The 17,698-nt window shown below is 63.5% G+C and carries 12 protein-coding genes, 1 other RNA gene and 1 pseudogene; 7 read left to right on the top strand and 7 right to left on the bottom strand.

The window, feature by feature from the left end; all coding sequences use genetic code 11:
- Positions 1-243: 243 nt before the first annotated feature.
- The 4 genes from E1J50_RS10785 (at position 244) to E1J50_RS10765 (ending at position 3,567) form a co-directional block, all read left to right on the top strand.
- Positions 244-630, top strand: coding sequence for a PepSY domain-containing protein (locus tag E1J50_RS10785; protein ID WP_132253348.1), 387 nt, complete (start codon positions 244-246; stop codon positions 628-630).
- 48 nt (positions 631-678) lie between these two features.
- Complete coding sequence (locus tag E1J50_RS10780) at positions 679-1,347, top strand: general stress protein (protein ID WP_245516521.1); 669 nt, start codon at positions 679-681, stop codon at positions 1,345-1,347.
- Positions 1,348-2,885: 1,538 nt separating this feature from the next.
- Positions 2,886-3,001: a transfer-messenger RNA gene (gene ssrA / locus E1J50_RS28525) on the top strand.
- 305 nt (positions 3,002-3,306) lie between these two features.
- Entirely contained in the window at positions 3,307-3,567 is a 261-nt protein-coding gene (locus E1J50_RS10765) for a hypothetical protein (protein WP_132253344.1), read from the top strand.
- 1,120 nt (positions 3,568-4,687) lie between these two features.
- Here the strand turns inward: E1J50_RS10765 and E1J50_RS10760 are convergent.
- Positions 4,688-6,448 (bottom strand): HAMP domain-containing protein, encoded by a 1,761-nt coding sequence (locus E1J50_RS10760; RefSeq protein ID WP_132253342.1) that lies wholly within the window; start codon positions 6,446-6,448, stop codon positions 4,688-4,690.
- 457 nt (positions 6,449-6,905) lie between these two features.
- Here E1J50_RS10760 and E1J50_RS10755 point away from each other — a divergent pair, with 457 nt between their 5' ends.
- Entirely contained in the window at positions 6,906-7,880 is a 975-nt protein-coding gene (locus E1J50_RS10755) for an ABC transporter substrate-binding protein (protein ID WP_132253340.1), read from the top strand.
- 305 nt (positions 7,881-8,185) lie between these two features.
- Here the strand turns inward: E1J50_RS10755 and E1J50_RS10750 are convergent, their stop codons facing one another.
- Complete coding sequence (locus E1J50_RS10750) at positions 8,186-8,929, bottom strand: type 1 glutamine amidotransferase domain-containing protein (RefSeq protein WP_132253338.1); 744 nt, start codon at positions 8,927-8,929, stop codon at positions 8,186-8,188.
- 1,071 nt (positions 8,930-10,000) lie between these two features.
- On the opposite strand from E1J50_RS10750, the gene E1J50_RS10745 reads away from it, so the two are divergent.
- On the top strand, positions 10,001-11,845 hold the full coding sequence (locus tag E1J50_RS10745) for a PAS domain S-box protein (RefSeq protein ID WP_132253336.1): 1,845 nt from the start codon (positions 10,001-10,003) through the stop codon (positions 11,843-11,845).
- A gap of 39 nt (positions 11,846-11,884) precedes the next feature.
- On the opposite strand, the pseudogene E1J50_RS10740 reads toward E1J50_RS10745, so the two are convergent.
- The 5 genes and pseudogenes from E1J50_RS10740 to E1J50_RS10720 form a co-directional block, all read right to left on the bottom strand.
- Positions 11,885-12,690 (bottom strand): annotated as a pseudogene (locus E1J50_RS10740) (transposase).
- 138 nt (positions 12,691-12,828) lie between these two features.
- Positions 12,829-14,142 carry an MJ1477/TM1410 family putative glycoside hydrolase gene (locus E1J50_RS28040; protein WP_281024556.1) on the bottom strand — a complete coding sequence of 438 codons (1,314 nt, stop codon included), beginning with the start codon at positions 14,140-14,142 and terminating at the stop codon, positions 12,829-12,831.
- Between the two features lie 27 nt (positions 14,143-14,169).
- Entirely contained in the window at positions 14,170-14,454 is a 285-nt protein-coding gene (locus E1J50_RS10730) for a hypothetical protein (protein WP_132253331.1), read from the bottom strand.
- Between the two features lie 113 nt (positions 14,455-14,567).
- Positions 14,568-15,263 (bottom strand): Crp/Fnr family transcriptional regulator, encoded by a 696-nt coding sequence (locus tag E1J50_RS10725; protein ID WP_245516520.1) that lies wholly within the window; start codon positions 15,261-15,263, stop codon positions 14,568-14,570.
- A 509-nt stretch (positions 15,264-15,772) separates the two neighbouring features.
- Positions 15,773-16,078: a hypothetical protein gene (locus E1J50_RS10720; RefSeq protein WP_132253326.1), complete on the bottom strand. Its 306-nt coding sequence runs from the start codon at positions 16,076-16,078 to the stop codon at positions 15,773-15,775.
- Positions 16,079-16,522: 444 nt separating this feature from the next.
- Between E1J50_RS10720 and E1J50_RS10715 the strand changes: the two genes are divergently transcribed.
- On the top strand, positions 16,523-17,698 hold the full coding sequence (locus E1J50_RS10715) for a zinc-dependent alcohol dehydrogenase (protein ID WP_132253324.1): 1,176 nt from the start codon (positions 16,523-16,525) through the stop codon (positions 17,696-17,698).

Below are 17,698 nucleotides of genomic sequence, written 5' to 3'. Positions count from 1 at the left end.
GCGCATTTTCTTGAAGGGTGCTGCAGGAACAGATGTGTCGCCGCAGACGCCCAGCAAAGTTCCTCAGCCAAAATGCGCGTGCACGCTGAGGCGCATTGCTTAATCCAAGCCCTTGACGGACCGAGCTACTACTCCATCCGGCACAGCGAACGTCACGCTAGGTCTTGGTAGTCTGCGTATAACTTTTTGGAACGGTTTCTCAGCACCCCGCATTGAGGGGGCGACTACTCTTGGAGGGAGCCTATGCGCCAGACACTCACCACTCTCGCGATGCTGACCATGCTCAGCGTCAGCCCAGCGCTTGCGCAGACGACTGTGACGGGCAAACCCGCATCCGGCGCCGAGACTAGCGAGAAGTCCGGTGGCCAGCAGGCCGTCACACGTCCGAACACCGACAGGCCGGATGCGAAGAACCCCGCCACCACCGGCGCCGCGTCCAGCGCCAAGCTCGAAGAGGGCTCCAACAGCTTCACCGAGGCGCAGACCCGAAAGCGCCTTGAGGACGCGGGCTACAAGGACGTGAAAGACCTCAAGAAAGACGACAAGGGCATCTGGCGCGGCACGGCGATGCTCGATGGCAAGTCCGTCAAGATCGGCGTGGACTTCAAGGGCAACGTCGCAGCGCAGTGACGCTAGACGCCGAGCACAGACCCAAAAACGAGAACACAGGAGGCCGCCTTGGCTCAGCAAACCATTACTGCTCTCTTCGATCGCTACGATGATGCGAGCGCCGCTGTCACAAAGCTCGAAGCAGCAGGCGTCCCGCACTCCGACATCAGCATCGTCGCCAACAATGAGGGAGATCGCCATTCAGGCCTGACCCGTCGCAGTGATGAAGATCGTCACGAGGCCAAGCAAGGCGCCGAGACCGGTGCGGGAACTGGGGCAACACTCGGTACGCTGGCGGGAGGTGCACTGGGCCTTCTGACCGGACTTGGTCTCATGGCCATCCCCGGCGTTGGGCCTGTGGTGGCAGCCGGTTGGCTCGTCACAACCCTGACGGGCGCAGGCATCGGTGCAGCTGCCGGCGGCCTCATCGGTGGTCTGACCGGAGCCGGCGTCAATGAGGCCGACGCTCACACCTATTCGGAGGGTGTGCGGCGGGGTGGCACCCTCGTCACCGTCCGGGCCGATGACGCTCGCTCTGTTGCGGTCATGGATATCCTGGAGCAGCACGGCTCGGTGGATGTGCATGAGCGGGCTCAAACCTGGCGATCGGAAGGCTGGACCGCACCGACTGTCGCGGAAGGCAGCGGGCCGACCGGTTCGACGTCTGGAGCGGGTCTGTCACCAGCCGGTGCTGTCGAGGGGCGGACGCGCGTCCGGTCTTATCCTACCATGCCCTGAGGCTTGTTGGCCGCAGGCAGTCAAGCGTCCTTCTAACGTGGTGACCGGGGTCACCTACCTGATGCTCCCGGCCATCCCCTTGCTCTATCCGCTGGTCGATCGACGGAAAACATCCAAGCTGATTGGCGCCCACTTGCCCAGACATCGGATGGAGATTTTGTGATTGTTCAGACCGAAGAGGTTCTCGCCCGGTTATAAGCATGGGCAAACCAGGCCGTTGCTTAGTCTGACGGCTTGTAGCGCATTCCGTTCAGGCCACCGTGTGCGAGCGTCCTCTGCACCGAGGAGACCGACGGGGTTCCGGTGCGGCCGCGGAAGCAAACCTGAGCGATAAGCGCCTTGGTTGCGCCGAACTAGGTTGGCATGAGGCCGGCATGAAAGCCAAAGTCCCTACCGTGTGCGAGGTGAAGGCAGATGGCGTCTGGAAGGCCGCAACTCTTGCCGAGGCGCACAGCACCTACCGGATGGTACCCAGGCGGTGCCCGGCATGCCACGGAGCGGTGGTCGTGTACGGCGCTTACGCGAGTGATCGACGCCTGACACTTGGCCATCGCAAGGGGCACAGCGGATGCCCGCGGACACCCAAGCTCTACTCGGGCACTCCATCGCCTCATCCGGACGCTCTAGCGTGATCCACAATGCCCTCGCCGAGCACCTGAAGGCGAGGGACGATCTCTGAAGTGAGGCGCCGAACTCAGCTACCTGTGCCATGCACTCTCCCGTCGGCAATCGACGTCTGGGCGCCTCGCTTGCTGCACGCAATCCGGTCGATCATATCCTCACGATCGTTGCTGAGAAACAAGTGTCCTCTGCCTGCCGAAAGCGGCATAAACCGGCAGAGAGCCCTCCCTGGAAAACATGCTAATCGTCGCTTCTGCGAGAGAGCTCTGCAATGCCGCTGGATCGGCAACACAGTGGATCATAATACAAAGCTCTCCGAAGGCCTCGCGAGGCGGTTTGTGCCAAGCAACTGAAATGATAAGGCCGGATCTGTCCGGCCGCATTGCATCCGGCAGCTCTCCTATCCGTCGCCACAAGCAAAACCACGTTCTGCACCCGCTCGGGCGGTCTCCGTGAATGCTACAGCCGCGCCCGGTATTATGCTTACACAAGACGCCGGCCTCCTTCTTCAGATCGTCCCAATCGATTTCCAAGGCCTCGCAGCATGCCACGCAGTCGCCGCACTCGCGGCCGGGTGCTAGGCCGGAAAACACCGATGTTCTTGCCGATATCTCTCTTCTCGTTTCTGATGGATGCACCAAAGAGCCTCATGTTTGAGCCGCGTTCGCGGATAGTGGGTGGCGCGGCTCGGGCAATCTGACCAGCCGACATGAATTCTTGAATCCGAGTGTCCGTCCAGCCTGTACGCCCTCGCGGCCGCTGCATGTGCGGGCCGCATCGCTGCCAGGGACAGGCTCGACGATACAGCCCGGAAGCCCGGTAAACGCCCCGGGAGCGCGATGCCGACCTGCTGGAGGAACGATAGGCGGCTGGATTTTGCCCCTGCGATGGGGTAGGTAGCTCGCGAGGTTGATGACCGGTTCGTAATAACGTTTCAGGACCCGGGGGCGGTACCCGGCGCCTCCACCATGAGCACATCGCGATGTGCTTTTGTTGGGGGCGAAATAGGATCGACTGGACGGTAAAAGGACCGCGAGTTCTATCTCGCTTCGGCGAGAGACGATGCGACTTTCGGTAAGGACTCGACCGGCCTGACGCAGGAGACCCCTGGTTCAGGTACCTGACCAAAACTCTAAATGCCAACGATAACGTTGTCATGGATGCCCGCCTCGCGGCGTAAGCATCTTGCGGTAGGGTAACCGTAGAAACAGAACCCGGAGCTTCGGCTCCGGGACCCACCACTTCTTCCTGTCTCGGCGCGCCTTCGGAGGCTGGCTCTTGCCTGCGAGGGCTGATTGCCACGTTGCCGTAGGCACCGGGTTGGCCCAAGCTGCCGTTATGACGGAAACTCTGACGACTGCAGCCCTGTGCGGACTCAAGCTCATCGGCGATGCGGAGGTGGAGGCGGCCGTCGACGCCTTCCTGGCGGATCGGATGACCCCGCCATTCGTGTTCAAGGAAGGCTACCGGCTGAGCCTCAGCAAAGCGGTTCGAAGGCATCCCGGTGCCAACGACCTCGTGAACCGCAATGCCGGCCCTTCCTTGACACGCCCCTTCGTGCGGGCGGCAATCCTGCAGGCCCGCCCAGCGAGAGGTTAGGCGCACGCGTCTGATCGCTGAACGCGGCGACCGACTCCTCCCGGCAACAGCCGGGGCGGCCCGGCGCGGGTGGCTTCCGGGGCGAGGATGCTCATCGGGCGGTCATCCCGGCCATGATCCGGCCCATCATGCGTACGCGGCCCGGCCGGGGCACCGGATTCAGGGCGCCCTCTAGCGCCTTTGCGAGGAAGCCCGGCCGCACCCTCGGTCGCCGCCCCAGCGCGTTCTGGCTGCTGGCCGCGATCGCGTCCGGCATCGCGCCGGAGCCCATCCGCATCGCCGCTCGCCGTCCGAAACCGGTCAGAATGGGGCCGGGCGCCGAGGACAGGACATCCCCTGCGTGGCCGCAACTCGGCGTGGAGGCCCTCGGGCGAGGGTTTGCACGTAGGGGCATGCCGGCGGCGTCGTTCGCCGCCCGCGGCACCCCTGGAACGCCACGAGCGAGTTCATCAGGACGATGCCGCCCCGTCTGGGCTCGCCGAAGCGCCGCGCGAAGGCCTGCGTCGCCTGCGCCAGCGCCCGGCAGTTCACCGAGCCAGGAGCCACCCAGGGCACGCAACGTCGTGCTCGTGCACGGCCTCGCTTGGAGAAGGATCCGCTGAAATCGCTCTGAGGTTCGCCTTCTTGGCGGCGGGGTGCAGGGGTAGCTCCAAAATCGAGCCGACTGATTTTCGAAGCGAGGACTAGGGAGGAAGGACGCCGCCGGCATCCTCCTGCCACGAGAAGCGCAATATGCCCGCTGGTGCGCATAGTATGCGCGCAATCGGATGCGCAATCTCCTCACCACAGCGTCCAAGAGAAATCATTTCGCCATTGCGCAAGTTCGTCTTTTGAAAAATCTAGATTAAAATTTCGATCGAATATATTCACCGACAGAATCAGACCTTAGACAGCAAACAAGCCAAATAAAAACCATTAATACAAGCAGTACAGTCAGGATATTAGTCCGATATCAATCGGTGCTGAAAATCATACGCCATGGTGCTTCAGCCGAAATCATTAAGTCCCTCACGCTCATCGGCTGCCTGCCAAGCTGAGATAACTTTCAGTCCATTGCCGTTCCGACGAAAGGGTCCGCGAAACCGACCGATGGACACTCTTCGTGACTGACGCGGCACCGCTATGCGGCGGCGTTCGGGACAGGACGAACGATGCTGTAGATCTCGATACCAGCGTCGAATCCTTTGAGAACACGCAGCCCGAGGGGGGCGGCATCGAAGGGTCCTCGGACCTGATCGGCCAGCGTTGCATCGATCAGGATCTGCCCGTCTTCGGCTGCAGCGCAGAGGCGCGCGGCCAGATTGACCACCGGGCCGATCGCCGTGTAGTCGAGCCGGTTCTCATACCCGATCTGCCCGACCGTCGCCGGTCCCATCGTCGCACCGACCCCGAAGCCGATGGCGTAGCCTCGGTGACGCCATTCGGCGACGAGGCTCTGCACAGCGTCTTGCATATCGATTGCCAGTCGCATCGCGGTCGGGCCGGCCTCCGGGCAGGTAACGGGCGCATTGAGGAGAACCATCAGCCCGTCGCCGGTGAATTGTGTGAGGGTGGCACCGTGCTCGGTGATCACGCGACCCAGCGCCTCGAAATACGCAGCGAGGACGTGCATAACCTCGTCGGGAGCCGCTTTCGCCGAGAACGGCGTGAACCCGCGCAGATCGCAGAAGATCACCGCCACCTCCACGCGCCGCCCCTCGAGGAGGCTGTCGTCTCCCGTTCGGTCGACGAGTTCTGCGACCTGCGGCGCGAGGAAGCGCCGAAGGCGGGAGATGCGCTCCTGCCGCTCCTGCGAGAGGGCGAGTTCGCCCGCCATGGCGTTGAAGCGCTGGGCCAGCCGGCCGAGTTCGTCCGCCGAGGAGACCGGGATGCGATGGTCGAAATGCCCCGCGCCGATCTGCTCCGTGCCGTACTCGATCTGCCGTATCGGACCTGTCATCCGACGTGCCAGCCAGAAGGCGAGGATGCCGGCGAACGCGCTGCCGAGAAGGAGCAGGGCGCCGGTTCGCCGGAGCGCCTTGTCTATCGGCCCAAACGCTTCGAGCAGGGGCTGATGCACGATGACGGTCCAGTCGACGCCCGGAACCACGGCCATGGCAGCGACGACCGAAGCTCCCGCCGTGTCACGACCGATCGCCGATCGGCCCTCGGCCCGGATCGCGTCGCGGAGCATCCGCAGCGGGCGCGCTGCGGCCGCGTCTCCGCCCCGGAGAACGAGGCTGATGTCGGGATGCGCGATGAGCCGGCCCTCTGCATCCAGAACAAACGCATGTCCGGTGCGGCCTACATGGATGGCCGAGATCACGTCCCAAATGAGCTTGAGATTGATCTCCGCGACCGCGACGCCGACGACAGCGCGATTGCCGGCGACCGCGATCCTCATGAAGGGCTCCGAGTCGCGAAAATAGGTCACCGGCCCGTACCAGATGCGGACCATGCGAGCTCCCGCAACCGCCGGATCGGCGGATCGGTCTACGAGGCTGCCCACTTGGTTGAGGCCGATGCGCGAGATGCGCAGCTGTTCCCTGCCAGCGCCGTCGACGAGCGTGAGGCTCACGATGGCCGGAACCTGACGCAGGAGCCGCAAGGCATCCAACCGTTGCCTCTCTTCAGCGCCCGCGCTCCAGGGAAGCTGGACCATCCAACCGAGCTGGTCGCCGATACCGTCGACGAAACTCTGGATCCGAGACGCGGCGGCGCGCGCCTCAACGCCCAGCAGCTCGTCCAGGCGTTCGCGCTGGTCTTGATAGCCGAACCACGCCTCCATGCCCCCGCTCCCGAGGAGCGGCATCACGGCAGCCGCGAACAGCGCGAGGAAATACTTGCGCAGGAGGGACTGGCGAAAACCGGACGCGCCGGCCCGCCCGGGAGAGTCCGTCATGATCGGGAGAACGAGGCCCGCCTGCCGCTGCTGATGGCACGCGTGTCACGCCTGCGTCTCCCCGGGAGAGTTGCACACCGCTCCATGGGATGACCTCCCAGCGGCCCGAAAGCGTGCGCCGACTATGCCATGGGCGGAGCACCTCGTCAGTGCAGCGTTCGCGGACGGACCTTGTGGCGGACGCGCGAGCTTTCCCGTCCGGAGGCTGAGTCACGCAAGCGTGGGATCGACGGGCCGTACCTGCTCCGCCTCGATCGGCCTGCGCCGCGCGGAGGAAGCCCACAAGCCGAAGTGCTGCCGTTGCCGGATCGGAGTGTTAACCTGCCCCACGACCGCTATGCTGCGGATGCATGCGGTGGGCATCCCGCTGCGGGAAAGCGCCATCGTCGGCTGCGTGTCGGTTGTGCGCCTGAAGGCTCGCTCGACGTCGAGATCCTGATCGGACGATGGGGATCCCATGAGGCGGCGTGAGATCATCCTTGTGTTCGGGGCCGTGTCCGCCCTTCCGGTCTGGGCACGACAGCCGGCGATTCCGGTCGTCGGATATCTCGGCCTTGAGTCGCCTCAGATCTATGCCAGCCGTCTCGCAGCGTTCCGCCAGGGGCTGGCCGAGGCCGGGTTCAATGAGGACCGCAACGTCGTGATCGCGTTCCGGTGGGCCGAGGGGCGTTACGACCGGCTGTCCGCGCTCGCGGCGGAACTCGTCCAGCAGCAAGTTTCGGTTCTGGCAGCACCGGGAGGTGCGCCCGTGGCCCTCGCGGCACAATCCGCCACGACGACGATCCCGATCGTGTTCGAGATGGGAGGCGATCCCGTCGCGCTCGGCGTCGTCGACAGCTTGTCGCGGCCGGGCGGGAATCTCACCGGCGTATCGAGCCTCAGCGTCGAGGTCTCACGCAAGCGACTGGAATTCCTGCATGAAATCCTGCCGGATGCTGGCATCGTCGCGGTTGTCGCCAACCCGACCAGCCCGACCGCAAACTCGCAGCTGCGCAACCTCCAGGCTGCCGCGGACACGATCGGGGTTCAGCTTCAGATTTTTCAGGCAAGCACCGAGGAAGAGTTGAGAGCGGTCTTCACAGACCTGCCGCGGGCGCAGGTGGGGGGTCTCGTCTTTACCTCCGATCCGTACTTCGCCAACCGCAGCAGCACCCTGGCGGATCTCGCGCTGCGCCACCGCATTCCAGCCATCACGCAGTCCCGCGATTTTCCCCTGGCGGGCGGTCTCATCAGCTACGGCGGTGACTTCGCGCAGTCGCACCGCAACGCCGGCATCTATGTCGGGCGGATCCTGAAGGGCGAGAAGGCCGCTGACCTGCCGGTTCAGCTCGTCACCAAGGTAGAGCTGTTCATCAACCTGAAGGCTGCAGCCGACCTGCGGATCAGCGTTCCGCCGGCTCTGATGATCAGTGCCGATCAAGTGATCGAGTGAAAACCTGAATTTTGGTCGATCACGGAAGCGGTCGAGCCTTTTTTGGCAAAGCTTGCTCACGAAACAATCTGCATGAACGGCTGAAATGCACCCATTCCTGCCATTCAGCCGATTCAGCCGATGTCTTCGAAGCGGATGTTCGCGGGCTGGGCGTCCTTTATGGTCCCGACCTGCCGCTTGTCGCTGCCCGCAATCGGATTCAAAACGTGAACTCGTGGCGAACCAAGATCGCGCGCCCGGCGGGCAATAGAATGAATGCGGTAGCCATCCGTGAGGATGAAGCTCGGCCGCGACTGTGGATCTGATCAAGCCACAGGGAGCTTGCGCCCCAACGCATTCAGCACATGCCGGGACACTTGTTCAGACGATTGCGGGTTCTGACCTGTGATGAGGTTGCCGTCCTGAACCGAAAAGGACTGCCAGTCGGGACCGCGCTCGAAGCGGGCTCCGAGTTCCTTCAGCCGATCCTCCAGAAGGAAGGGCACGACGTTTGTCAGCCCGACCGCATCCTCTTCCGTGTTGGTGAAGGCACTCACTTGGCGGCCCTCCACGATCGAGCGCCCATCCGCACGCTGAGCGCGAACGAGGCCCGCTGGCCCGTGACAGACGGCTGCGACCACTTTGCCGCCCTCGAACATCGATCCGATGACCTGCGCGAGCGTGTCGTCGGTGGCCGCATCCCACATCGGCCCGTGGCCGCCGGGCAGGAACACAGCATCGAAGGCGGCCGGGTTCACGCTGCCAAGGGCAGGCGAGTTTCGGGAGACTTGCAGCGCCTGCGCGTCAGCGAGGAAGCGGCCTACCGAGGCTGGTGTTTCCTGCCGCTCGGCCGGTTCCTCACCGGGCCCACCGCCCGCCTCCGCCGGCAGGCTGCGCGGATCAAACGGAATCTCTCCACCCCTTATGGAGACCAGCGTTATGTCGGCGCCTCCGTCAAGGAGCGCGTAGTAGGGTGTGGCAAGTTCCTCCAGCCAAACACCCGTCCGGTGACCGCTGGAGCCCAACTCGGCATGAGAGGTCGCAACAATCAGAACCTTATGACTGGGCATTGTGAGGCTCCGAAGCTGGGGAGGTCGCAAATCAACCCCGGTGCGCACGGATGGGTTCTACGGGAGCCCAGTTGCGCCGTTCGTCAGTCCGCCCGGCCGCATACGCTCACGACAGAGCTTTGGGCGCCTTCGCCACCCGCGCGGGCCATCGTGAGCTGTTGCCTTCGAGGCGAGCCCGCCGCTTCGGCGGATTTGGGGACCTGTCGCAAGCTCGGTTGCAATCCGCAGAAGAACCGTGTTGCCTCGCTTCCACGCTTTGTTCGTGACGGGACGTCCGAAGCTGCGTGAGAAATGAATGCCACATCTCCGATTTGAAGAAAGAGCTTCAGAGGTCAATTCGCGATTTGTTTGCTTCGTACCCTATGAGAGAGCGGAGCGATCTACTTTCGATCGACCCCGTTTAATTTGAACGCAATCAACTAACATAGTTGGTTGCGCTCCCTGCGGATCGAATTTACCGGGCTGGCCAACAATGGTGGCCACCGGTCCAAGCCTCGAACCTCCTGCGCCTCTCCAGCTTGGCAGAGTGCCGCCACTGAAGAAGGCCGAGCCGAGGGTGCGCCAGGACATATCGCCCGAGCCTGATGACACGCTGCCCAGCGCGCGCTGGGACCAGCGAGCCTGCGGAGCGGCACAGGGGCTGCGATGGCGCGACCGCTCGATCCTCTGTTCGCGGCCGTCGTCTGCCCATCAGCAGGGATTCATCGGCATCGCCGACACACATCGCAGATCGGACTTCCTGAACGCGGCCGGGCGCAAGACGGTCGGACTCCAACCTGACGACGGCATCCCGGCCACCCCGATCTCGGCCTTCCTGCACCCGGCTGACCGAGCCGCCATCCGCGACGCGGCGCTGCCGAGACTGGTGGCGGGACGGCCGTTGGGACGACAAGTTCCGGTTCCGGCATTTCAGCGGTGCGCCCAGGACGAGAGTCTGCGGGCGCGGCTTCGAACTCTCCGATGAGTGCAGAGCCTTCAAGCCGTCTCTCAGACCCGCTGGCCGCCACTTCGACACGAGCCCGGACGGAGGAGACCGTGGAATCCGGGAATTTCCTCACGGGTGGTGGTCATATGTCCATCCGCATTCGAGAGCAGGACTGGAGACCCACGCCGCTCGGCCCCATCGAGGCGTGGTCACACGCGTTGCGGCACACATTGGGCAGCATGCTCAACTCGGCGTTTCCGACTTACCTCGCCTGGGGACCTGACCTCATCAGCTTCTACAACGACGCGTACCGGCCCATCCTCGGCATCAAGCCAGAGGCGCTCGGGCGTCCCTTTCGCGAGGTCTGGGGCGAGGCCTGGGACCAGATCGGGCCGGTGGCGGAGCGCGCGCTCCGGGGAGAGGCGAGTTACTTGGAGGATTATACCGTTACGGTGGATCGCCATGGGTCTCAGGAGGAGACCCTCTGGACCTTCGCCTACTCGCCGGTCCGGGATGAAGGCGGCAGCGTGCAAGGCGTGCTCTGCCATGTGTACGAAACCACCGCGCGGGTCCGCACCGAGGAGCGGCTCCGATCCGCCTTGCGCGAGATCGAGGCGCAGCACGCGCGCTTTGGCGCACTGATCGAGCATCTCCCTTTCGCAGCCGGCCTGTTCGGGGCCGATGGAAGAGCACTGCTCACCAATCCGCTTTGCCGGCAGTTTCTTCCAGGCGGCAGGGCTCCCTCCATCGATCCGGACGTGCAGCCTCAGTGGACCGGCTTCGACACCGAGGGCCGGATCCTCAGCCCATACGAGTACCCCTTCGCGCGGGCGACGCGGGGCGAGATCGTGCAGGACGTCAGCTTCCTGCACCGGACCGAGGACGGCAACGAGCGCTGGATGCGAGTCAGCGCCATTCCGGTGCGGGAGCAGAGTGGCAGTATTCGGCAGGCCATCATGGTGGTGCAGGACGTCGATCGGGAGAAGCGCGCCGAGGTGGCCCTGCGCGAGAGCGAAGAGCGCTTCCGGCGGTTCGCCGCGCATTCGGCGAACGTGCTCTGGCTCGCCAACTTGGAGAGCGGGCAGCTCGATTATCTCAGCCCGGCCTTCGCGCAGGTTTGGGGCATGCCCACCGAGGATATGCCGGATGTCGCGAGTTGGCTCGCAAGCGTCCACCCGGAGGACCAAGACGGCGCGGCGCGAGCGCTGGAGCGGGTCGGTCGTGGCGAGACGCTGGTCCTGAAGTACCGCATCCTGCGTGGCTCGGACCGCGCCGTGCGCCGCATCCGGGACACCTTCTTCCCGATCCCAGCGGTCGACGGGCACGCTCGACTGGTGGGTGGGATTGCGCAGGACGTCACCATCGACACCGGCCTGCGCGCCTACGTGGTCGCGGTCGGAGATGACGCCCGGCGCGGCCTCGTTGCTGCCCTGCAGGCCGCCGGGTACGAGGTTCAGACGTTTGTGAGCGGTCAGGCCTTCCTCAAGATGGCGAACTCGCTGATGCCCGGCTGCGTCGTGCTCGACCTGGAGGAGGGCGGCAGCTTGGGAGTCGCGAGTGAGCTGAAACCCTCGCGCTCACACCTGCCCGTGGTGGCGGTCGGTGCGAGCGCGGGCGACCTCGGCTTCGGGGTACGCGCCATGAAGGCGGGAGCGGTCGATTTCCTCGAAGCCCCCTGGACACCGGAGGTGCTGCTGTTCGCGGTCAAGACAGCGCTGGCCGAAATCCGCGACGCAGCGGAGCGGACACACGCGCGCGATGAGTCCCGTGATCGGATCGCCGCTCTGTCGGCACGCGAGCGTTCGGTGCTGGAGGGGTTGCTCGGGGGCGGCACCAACAAGAGCATCGCCCGCACGCTGGGCCTGAGTCCGCGCACGGTGGAGATCTACCGCGCCCGGGTGATGGAAGCGCTCGGAGCCCACACCTTGCCCGAGGCCGTTCTCATCGCGACCGAAGCTGGGGTGCGGCCCGCCCTCCAGGACGGCGACTAAAGCTGTTCCCGATCACATCGCGACGGCCGAATCGTCTTCTTATCCGGCTGCGCCGCGGTCGTTGCGGCACTCCTGCGGGGTGACGCAGGTGAAAGCCCGTCGGATCGCCGCCCAGAGATCCGGGATGATGCGAGTTGCCGCGCTGCGCAGCAGCGCCTTAAGTTTTGCGAAGACCCGCTGAGGGGTCCCCAACCGACAGGTCGGCTGGGGGTGCGCCTGATCGGGTGGAGATCAGGGCTGTCGGACGGCAGGTCCATGAGCCTGGCTCCCGCGGCCTCGATCGCGTCCTGTACGCCCGCGATCTTGTGGGCCGGCAGGTCGTCCATGACGACGAGGTCGCCAGGCTGCAGCACCGGGATCAGGGTCTCGGTGACGAAGCTGCGGAAGCGCCTGCCGTTGGTAGGGCCGTCAAGAAGCGCGGTGGCACACAGCCCGCTGGTGCGCAGAACGGCTGTGACGGAGGTGGTTTTGTCGTGGCCATGCGGCGCTGCGAGCCAGCAGCGCTCGCCGCACGGAGCCCAGCCGTGGCGGCGCGCCAGGTTGGTGTCTGCGGCCGTCTCGTCAAGGAACACCAGCCGGTCCGGGTCGAGCTCGGGCAGGAAGAGACGCGGCTCCTGCTGGGAGATCGCCAGGATCAGGCCGGCATGCGGCTTGATCCGCTGCAAGCTGTGATCGCAGCCCATCGGCTTGGTGACGCGTTGGCCCTCGTGGCGGAGCGCTCCGCCCAGGGGCTTGCGCTCGACACGCTGACCCCGAAGCGGGCTGCGGCGCGATGGCAGGAGGCCAGTTGCTGCCACCGCAGCAAAGACACGCTCGCGCAGGTTCACAGACAGCGGCGAAGGCAGGCGCAAGCTCCTACAGCCGTCAACGCCCCGCCCGCAAACCCGTCTCAAGCGGCGCGGGACCTGCTCGAAAACCCGTCTGATGCCGGTTGCGATCCCGGCAGGGGCGGGCTCAACATCGCATACCTCTTGCGCGTCCACTCAAACGAAAAGGAAATCACCCGAGTTGAGATCAGCCTTGTGCACGCCGAGCAAAGTGACCGTGTTGCCTCCGCCAAGGTCGATAATGGCATCGTGTGCAGCGTTCTCGCTAATATGAGACTTGAGCGCAGTATAGCTTTTTGTCCATGATGCGAGGGATTTTGCCAGCTCGATGTACTCACCATTCTGACGCGGGTTGAAATCTTCAATGATGTCTTTGCCCACTGGAGCAGGTCCAAAATGAAATATATCGGCGCCTGGCCCACCATTGAGGTGATCGTTGCCTGGACCTCCATCCATCCAATCGTTCCCCGTTTCCCCAAACAGCCAATCGTTTCCGCCGCCGCCCGAGAGTTTGTCGTTCCCCGCCAAGCCAAACAGATGATTAGCGCCTGCTGTGCCCCTCAGCGTGTTGGCAGCAGCAGTGCCGGTGAAATCCAACGTGTCGAGGCTTTGCTGCGGAGTAAAATATGGTAAGAAGCTATTCTTTGCATCCTGGCCGATTACATCAGTGATACTGGACTCCTGCCCAAGATACTCGATATTTAAGACGGTTTTGCCTGCTGATTTTGCTGTTTTGAGCAAACCTTCGCTGTAACTTACCATGGCCGGATCGTTATGAATGCCCAGCCCGGGCACGCCATAATATAAGCTTTCCTTATTAATGCCATCAATAGCGTTCAAAAATTGGGCTTTCGGGACAAGATCCTCGCCGCCGTTGCTATAAATGTGGAAAGCAGGATTTATCTTCTTCGCATATGCAGAGATCTCAGCGACAAGATCAATCATGCGCTCTGCAGAGGTTTTGGTTGACCCGTCTGCAAACGCATAATTGTCGTACTGATGGAATATACTCACGTTGTCGAGGAAAACTCCGTCGAAACCTGCCTTTATGATACGGTCAAGATATGCAGCTGGACTGCCGAAAAGGATGTTTTTCCATCCTTGTTCCCAATAATGCACGGAAAAACTTCCAGCCCAATTAGGATCATAACTGTCGAGCCAAGGCGGGGGCGCCGAATTCCAAGATGGATTCCAATAATCACGGTAGTTTGATGCTTGTCCGACGCTCATATATGAGAGTATTTCACGATGGCCGACGCCGTTCGCGGGTGTTTCCATAAGTTTGACTTCTGAGGCGTAGTACGACCGGATAGACGTCCCGTCCCACCAATCGCGATCCACTACTGCCATCTCATATGGGGATGAAGCAATCTCGCTCGGTTGTGCGTTCTGTAGTTGGATAGCCCAACTCTTGAATGCCATGACCGCCTCCCGCTTATCTGTCTGGGCGCTCCCGTTACTTTCCCTCAAAGCGCATCAAGACACTTCGGGTGCAGATCAATCCGTGAGCAGGGCAGAAATCTCTGGCTGTATATGGCAGAATGGCAACCCATAGTACGGAGCACGACCAATCAACGGATTTTTCGGATCGTTGCCGAACTTTGGTATTCGGCCACATGTTTTATCCCCGGCCTGTCCGAGGGCGCGCGTCCACGAACGGTTCCAGATCTGTAGAAAACCTTCCGGCAGACCTTCGCTCGCTTCACGGTCGATGAGTGCCGCAACAGCCTCGCCGCCACCGGCTACGATAACGACTTGGCCGTCGCTAAGATGAACGGTCATGGCTCTAGGTCGCAGCTTGGCGCCCGCGACGGAAGCAGGCCGTAATGGCCCCGGAGACAGCCGGCGAACGCTTAAAGGTAGCCGGCCTCGAACTCCGCGAGCTGACGCAGCCGCTACGGTTCGAGTATTCGCAGGCAGCTTCCCCGCAGCGAGATCAGCCCGTCGCGCCGCAGGACTTGCAGCACGCGGTTCACGTGCACGCTCGACAGGCCGAGCGTGTCGGCCAGATCCCCCTGCGTCAACGGCAGATCAAACTGACCGTCCGAGACTTGGCCAATCGAGCCCAGGCGCTCCAGCAATTCGCACAGGAGATGCGCGGTGCGCTCAGGACCCGAGCGCATGCCCATATTGGCGATCCACTCGCGGGCCGTCGCCTCTTCGGCAAGCCTTGCGCGCTGCAGCGCCAGCGCGATGCGGGGATGCCGGCCGAGCAGGTCGACATACGCCGGGCGCGGGACCTTGGCGATCCGGCAGTCGGTCAGAGCCTCGATGGCGTGGTCGAGCGGGTACCCGTGGAGCGCGCCTCGGTCACAAAGATCACCGGGGATGAGATAGGCCAAGATCTGGCGCCGGCCCGACAAGCGGCGCTTGAAGCGGCTGGCGAACCCGGCGAAGACGATGAGCGCGTGCTCGGCCACGCATTCCTGCTCCACGAGAACGGCGTGCCGCTCGACCGATCGGACGTAGCCGGTCAGGCCTACGAGCGCCGCCCGATCCTGCACCGTGAGTGGGGCAAAGCCATCGAGCTTCCGAGCCAGCGTACAGGCGGGGCCGCCCCCTTCCGGTACCGGAGCCAGGTGCCGTGGCACGCGAGCGGCTCCCGAGATGGCGGGATCCATCGCGGCGATTGGGGCGAGTGTCACTATCGGGCCTCCTCCTATGAGGGTGCCCTATTCACCCTTTGCCGACGGGCGAGTATATCCGGCCCATCCCTTAGGAGCCCTCCGATGCGCGGGCTTCGATGTCCTCTCCCCGGTAGGCCATCGCAGGGGCAGGCCGGCGCAGCCGCCTCCCCTCGCCCGACCGCGATGACTGACTTGGAAAGGCGGGACGCGGCCCACTCCCGATGGGCGCGCCACCGCTGCCGTTTACAAGGTTCAATGCCCGCCCGGACCAGCGGATCACCCTGCAGGGAAGCTGTCTCAAGCGGGACAACCACCAACTGGGCCACGCGCTTCTCCGCCGAGGCGTTCAGCGACACGCGCTTTGCACCCTCTTCCCGCTCTCGGTTGGACGCGCTTGCGGCGCCGGATGCACACTGGTCGCGAGCGAGGTCTGGTCGTAGCGGCTGTGGGTTGCAACGGGCTTGGAAGTCGTTCTAGCCCGTGGCGTCGCAGGCCTGCAGCTCCGGCAGGCTGGTACAACCGTCAGCCTCGCCAGCGTGTTTCCAAAGTGGCGGAAGCAGGGCTTTGAGACCCTGCGCAACGCCGTTCTGGACCGGCCGAGATTCCTTCATGCTCATCGGAGATCCGGAAGGTGCCCGGTAGAGGAGATCCACGGCATTCCAAAAGGCGGCGCGCTCGGCGGGCGTCAGGCGGCTTAGGACGATCCGGATCTCGGCCATTGCGGTGGCAGCACAGGCGCCAAGGTCATCGGGAGTGAAGGGAGCCTGGGATTTGGCCATGTGAAGCCCTGCGGACGCTTCGAGTTCTCCGGGACATGAGTGTGGTGCTGCGGGCGACAATTCGGGCGGCTCCTAAGGCAACTTCCTGAGCAGCTTGCCCGTCCGGCATCTCACCGAGGCTGGATCGGGATGCCATGCCGGCTATCGGCGGCCGGGCGGCCACCCCTGTGGACGCAGAGGTGTTACTGCGCGTCTCACAGGGCGATCAGGGCCGGCCCCCAGGTCTCACGCGGATCCCGCCCACAGGCGAGCAAGCCCGTTCCGGACCGGAGAAACCTGCTCACATAGGAGGCTTCCTAAGGCGTTGTCCTTAGGAACGAGGCGGCGCTCGGCCGGTTCGCACCATTGCAACCCCGACCAACGTCCCCGCGGGGGCTCCAGCCCTTTCGCGCCGTACAGCTTCGAAGTTGACTCTCGCACATCAGCTGATGGGAGAAGAATGCGATGCGAGCCTTGGTTTGGCACGGCAAAGAAGACATCCGGTGCGATACCGTTACTGACCCCGAAATCGAGCAGCCACGCGACGCCATCATCAAGGTAACCAGTTGTGCGATCTGCGGCTCGGACCTGCACCTGTTCCATAACTTCATCCCGGCGATGCTGCCCGGTGACGTCATGGGGCACGAGATGATGGGGGAGGTCGTCGAGGTCGGGCCTGAGGCCAAGCACAAGCTCAAGGTCGGCGAGCGGGTGGTGGTTCCGTTCACCATCATTTGCGGCGAGTGCGACCAGTGCAAACGCGGCAATTTCTCGGTGTGCCAGACCACGAACCGCAAGAAGCACCTCGCCGACAAGGTGTTCGGCCACGCGACGGCTGGCCTATTCGGCTACACGCATCTGACCGGCGGCTATCCTGGCGGGCAGGCCGAATATCTTCGCGTTCCCTTTGCCGATGCGACGCACATCAAGGTGCCGGATGGCATCCCAGATGAGAAGGTCCTCTTCCTCGGTGACATCTTACCAACCGGATGGCAGGCCGCTGTCCAGTGCGACATCCAACCGACCGATACGGTCGCGATCTGGGGCTGCGGTCCCGTTGGTCAGATGGCCATCCGCAGCGCCGTCCTGCTCGGCGCCAAGCAGGTGGTCGCCATCGATCATTTGCCGGAGCGCCTGGAAATGGCGGAAGCCGGCGGCGCCATCACGATCAATTTCGATGACGAGAGCGTTGTTGAGCGTCTGAACGAGCTCACGGGCGGCGAGGGCCCGGAGAAGTGCATCGACGCCATCGGGTTGGAAGCCCATGTCTCACCCTCGCAGCCCGATACGGTCTACGACCGCGCCAAGCAGATATTGGGAGCGGAAAGCGACCGCCCGCACGTCCTTCGCGAGATGATCTACGTCTGCCGCCCGGCTGGGGTGATTTCGATCCCAGGTGTGTATGGCGGGTTGGTAGACAAGATGCCGATGGGCCAGTTGATGAACAAGGGGCTGACCATCCGGACTGGCCAAACGCACGTCAACCGTTGGACCGATGACCTTCTACGCCGCGTCCAAGAGGGGCAGATCGACCCATCGTTTGTCATCACTCACACCGTGGGCCTCGATGAGGGACCCGAGATGTACAAGGTGTTCCGCGATAAGCAGGACAGCTGCATCAAGGTGGTTTTGAAACCCTGA

The organism is Methylobacterium segetis (genome assembly GCF_004348265.1).
Lineage (GTDB): Bacteria > Pseudomonadota > Alphaproteobacteria > Rhizobiales > Beijerinckiaceae > Methylobacterium > Methylobacterium segetis.
This window is presented reverse-complemented; position numbering and strand designations above follow the sequence as displayed.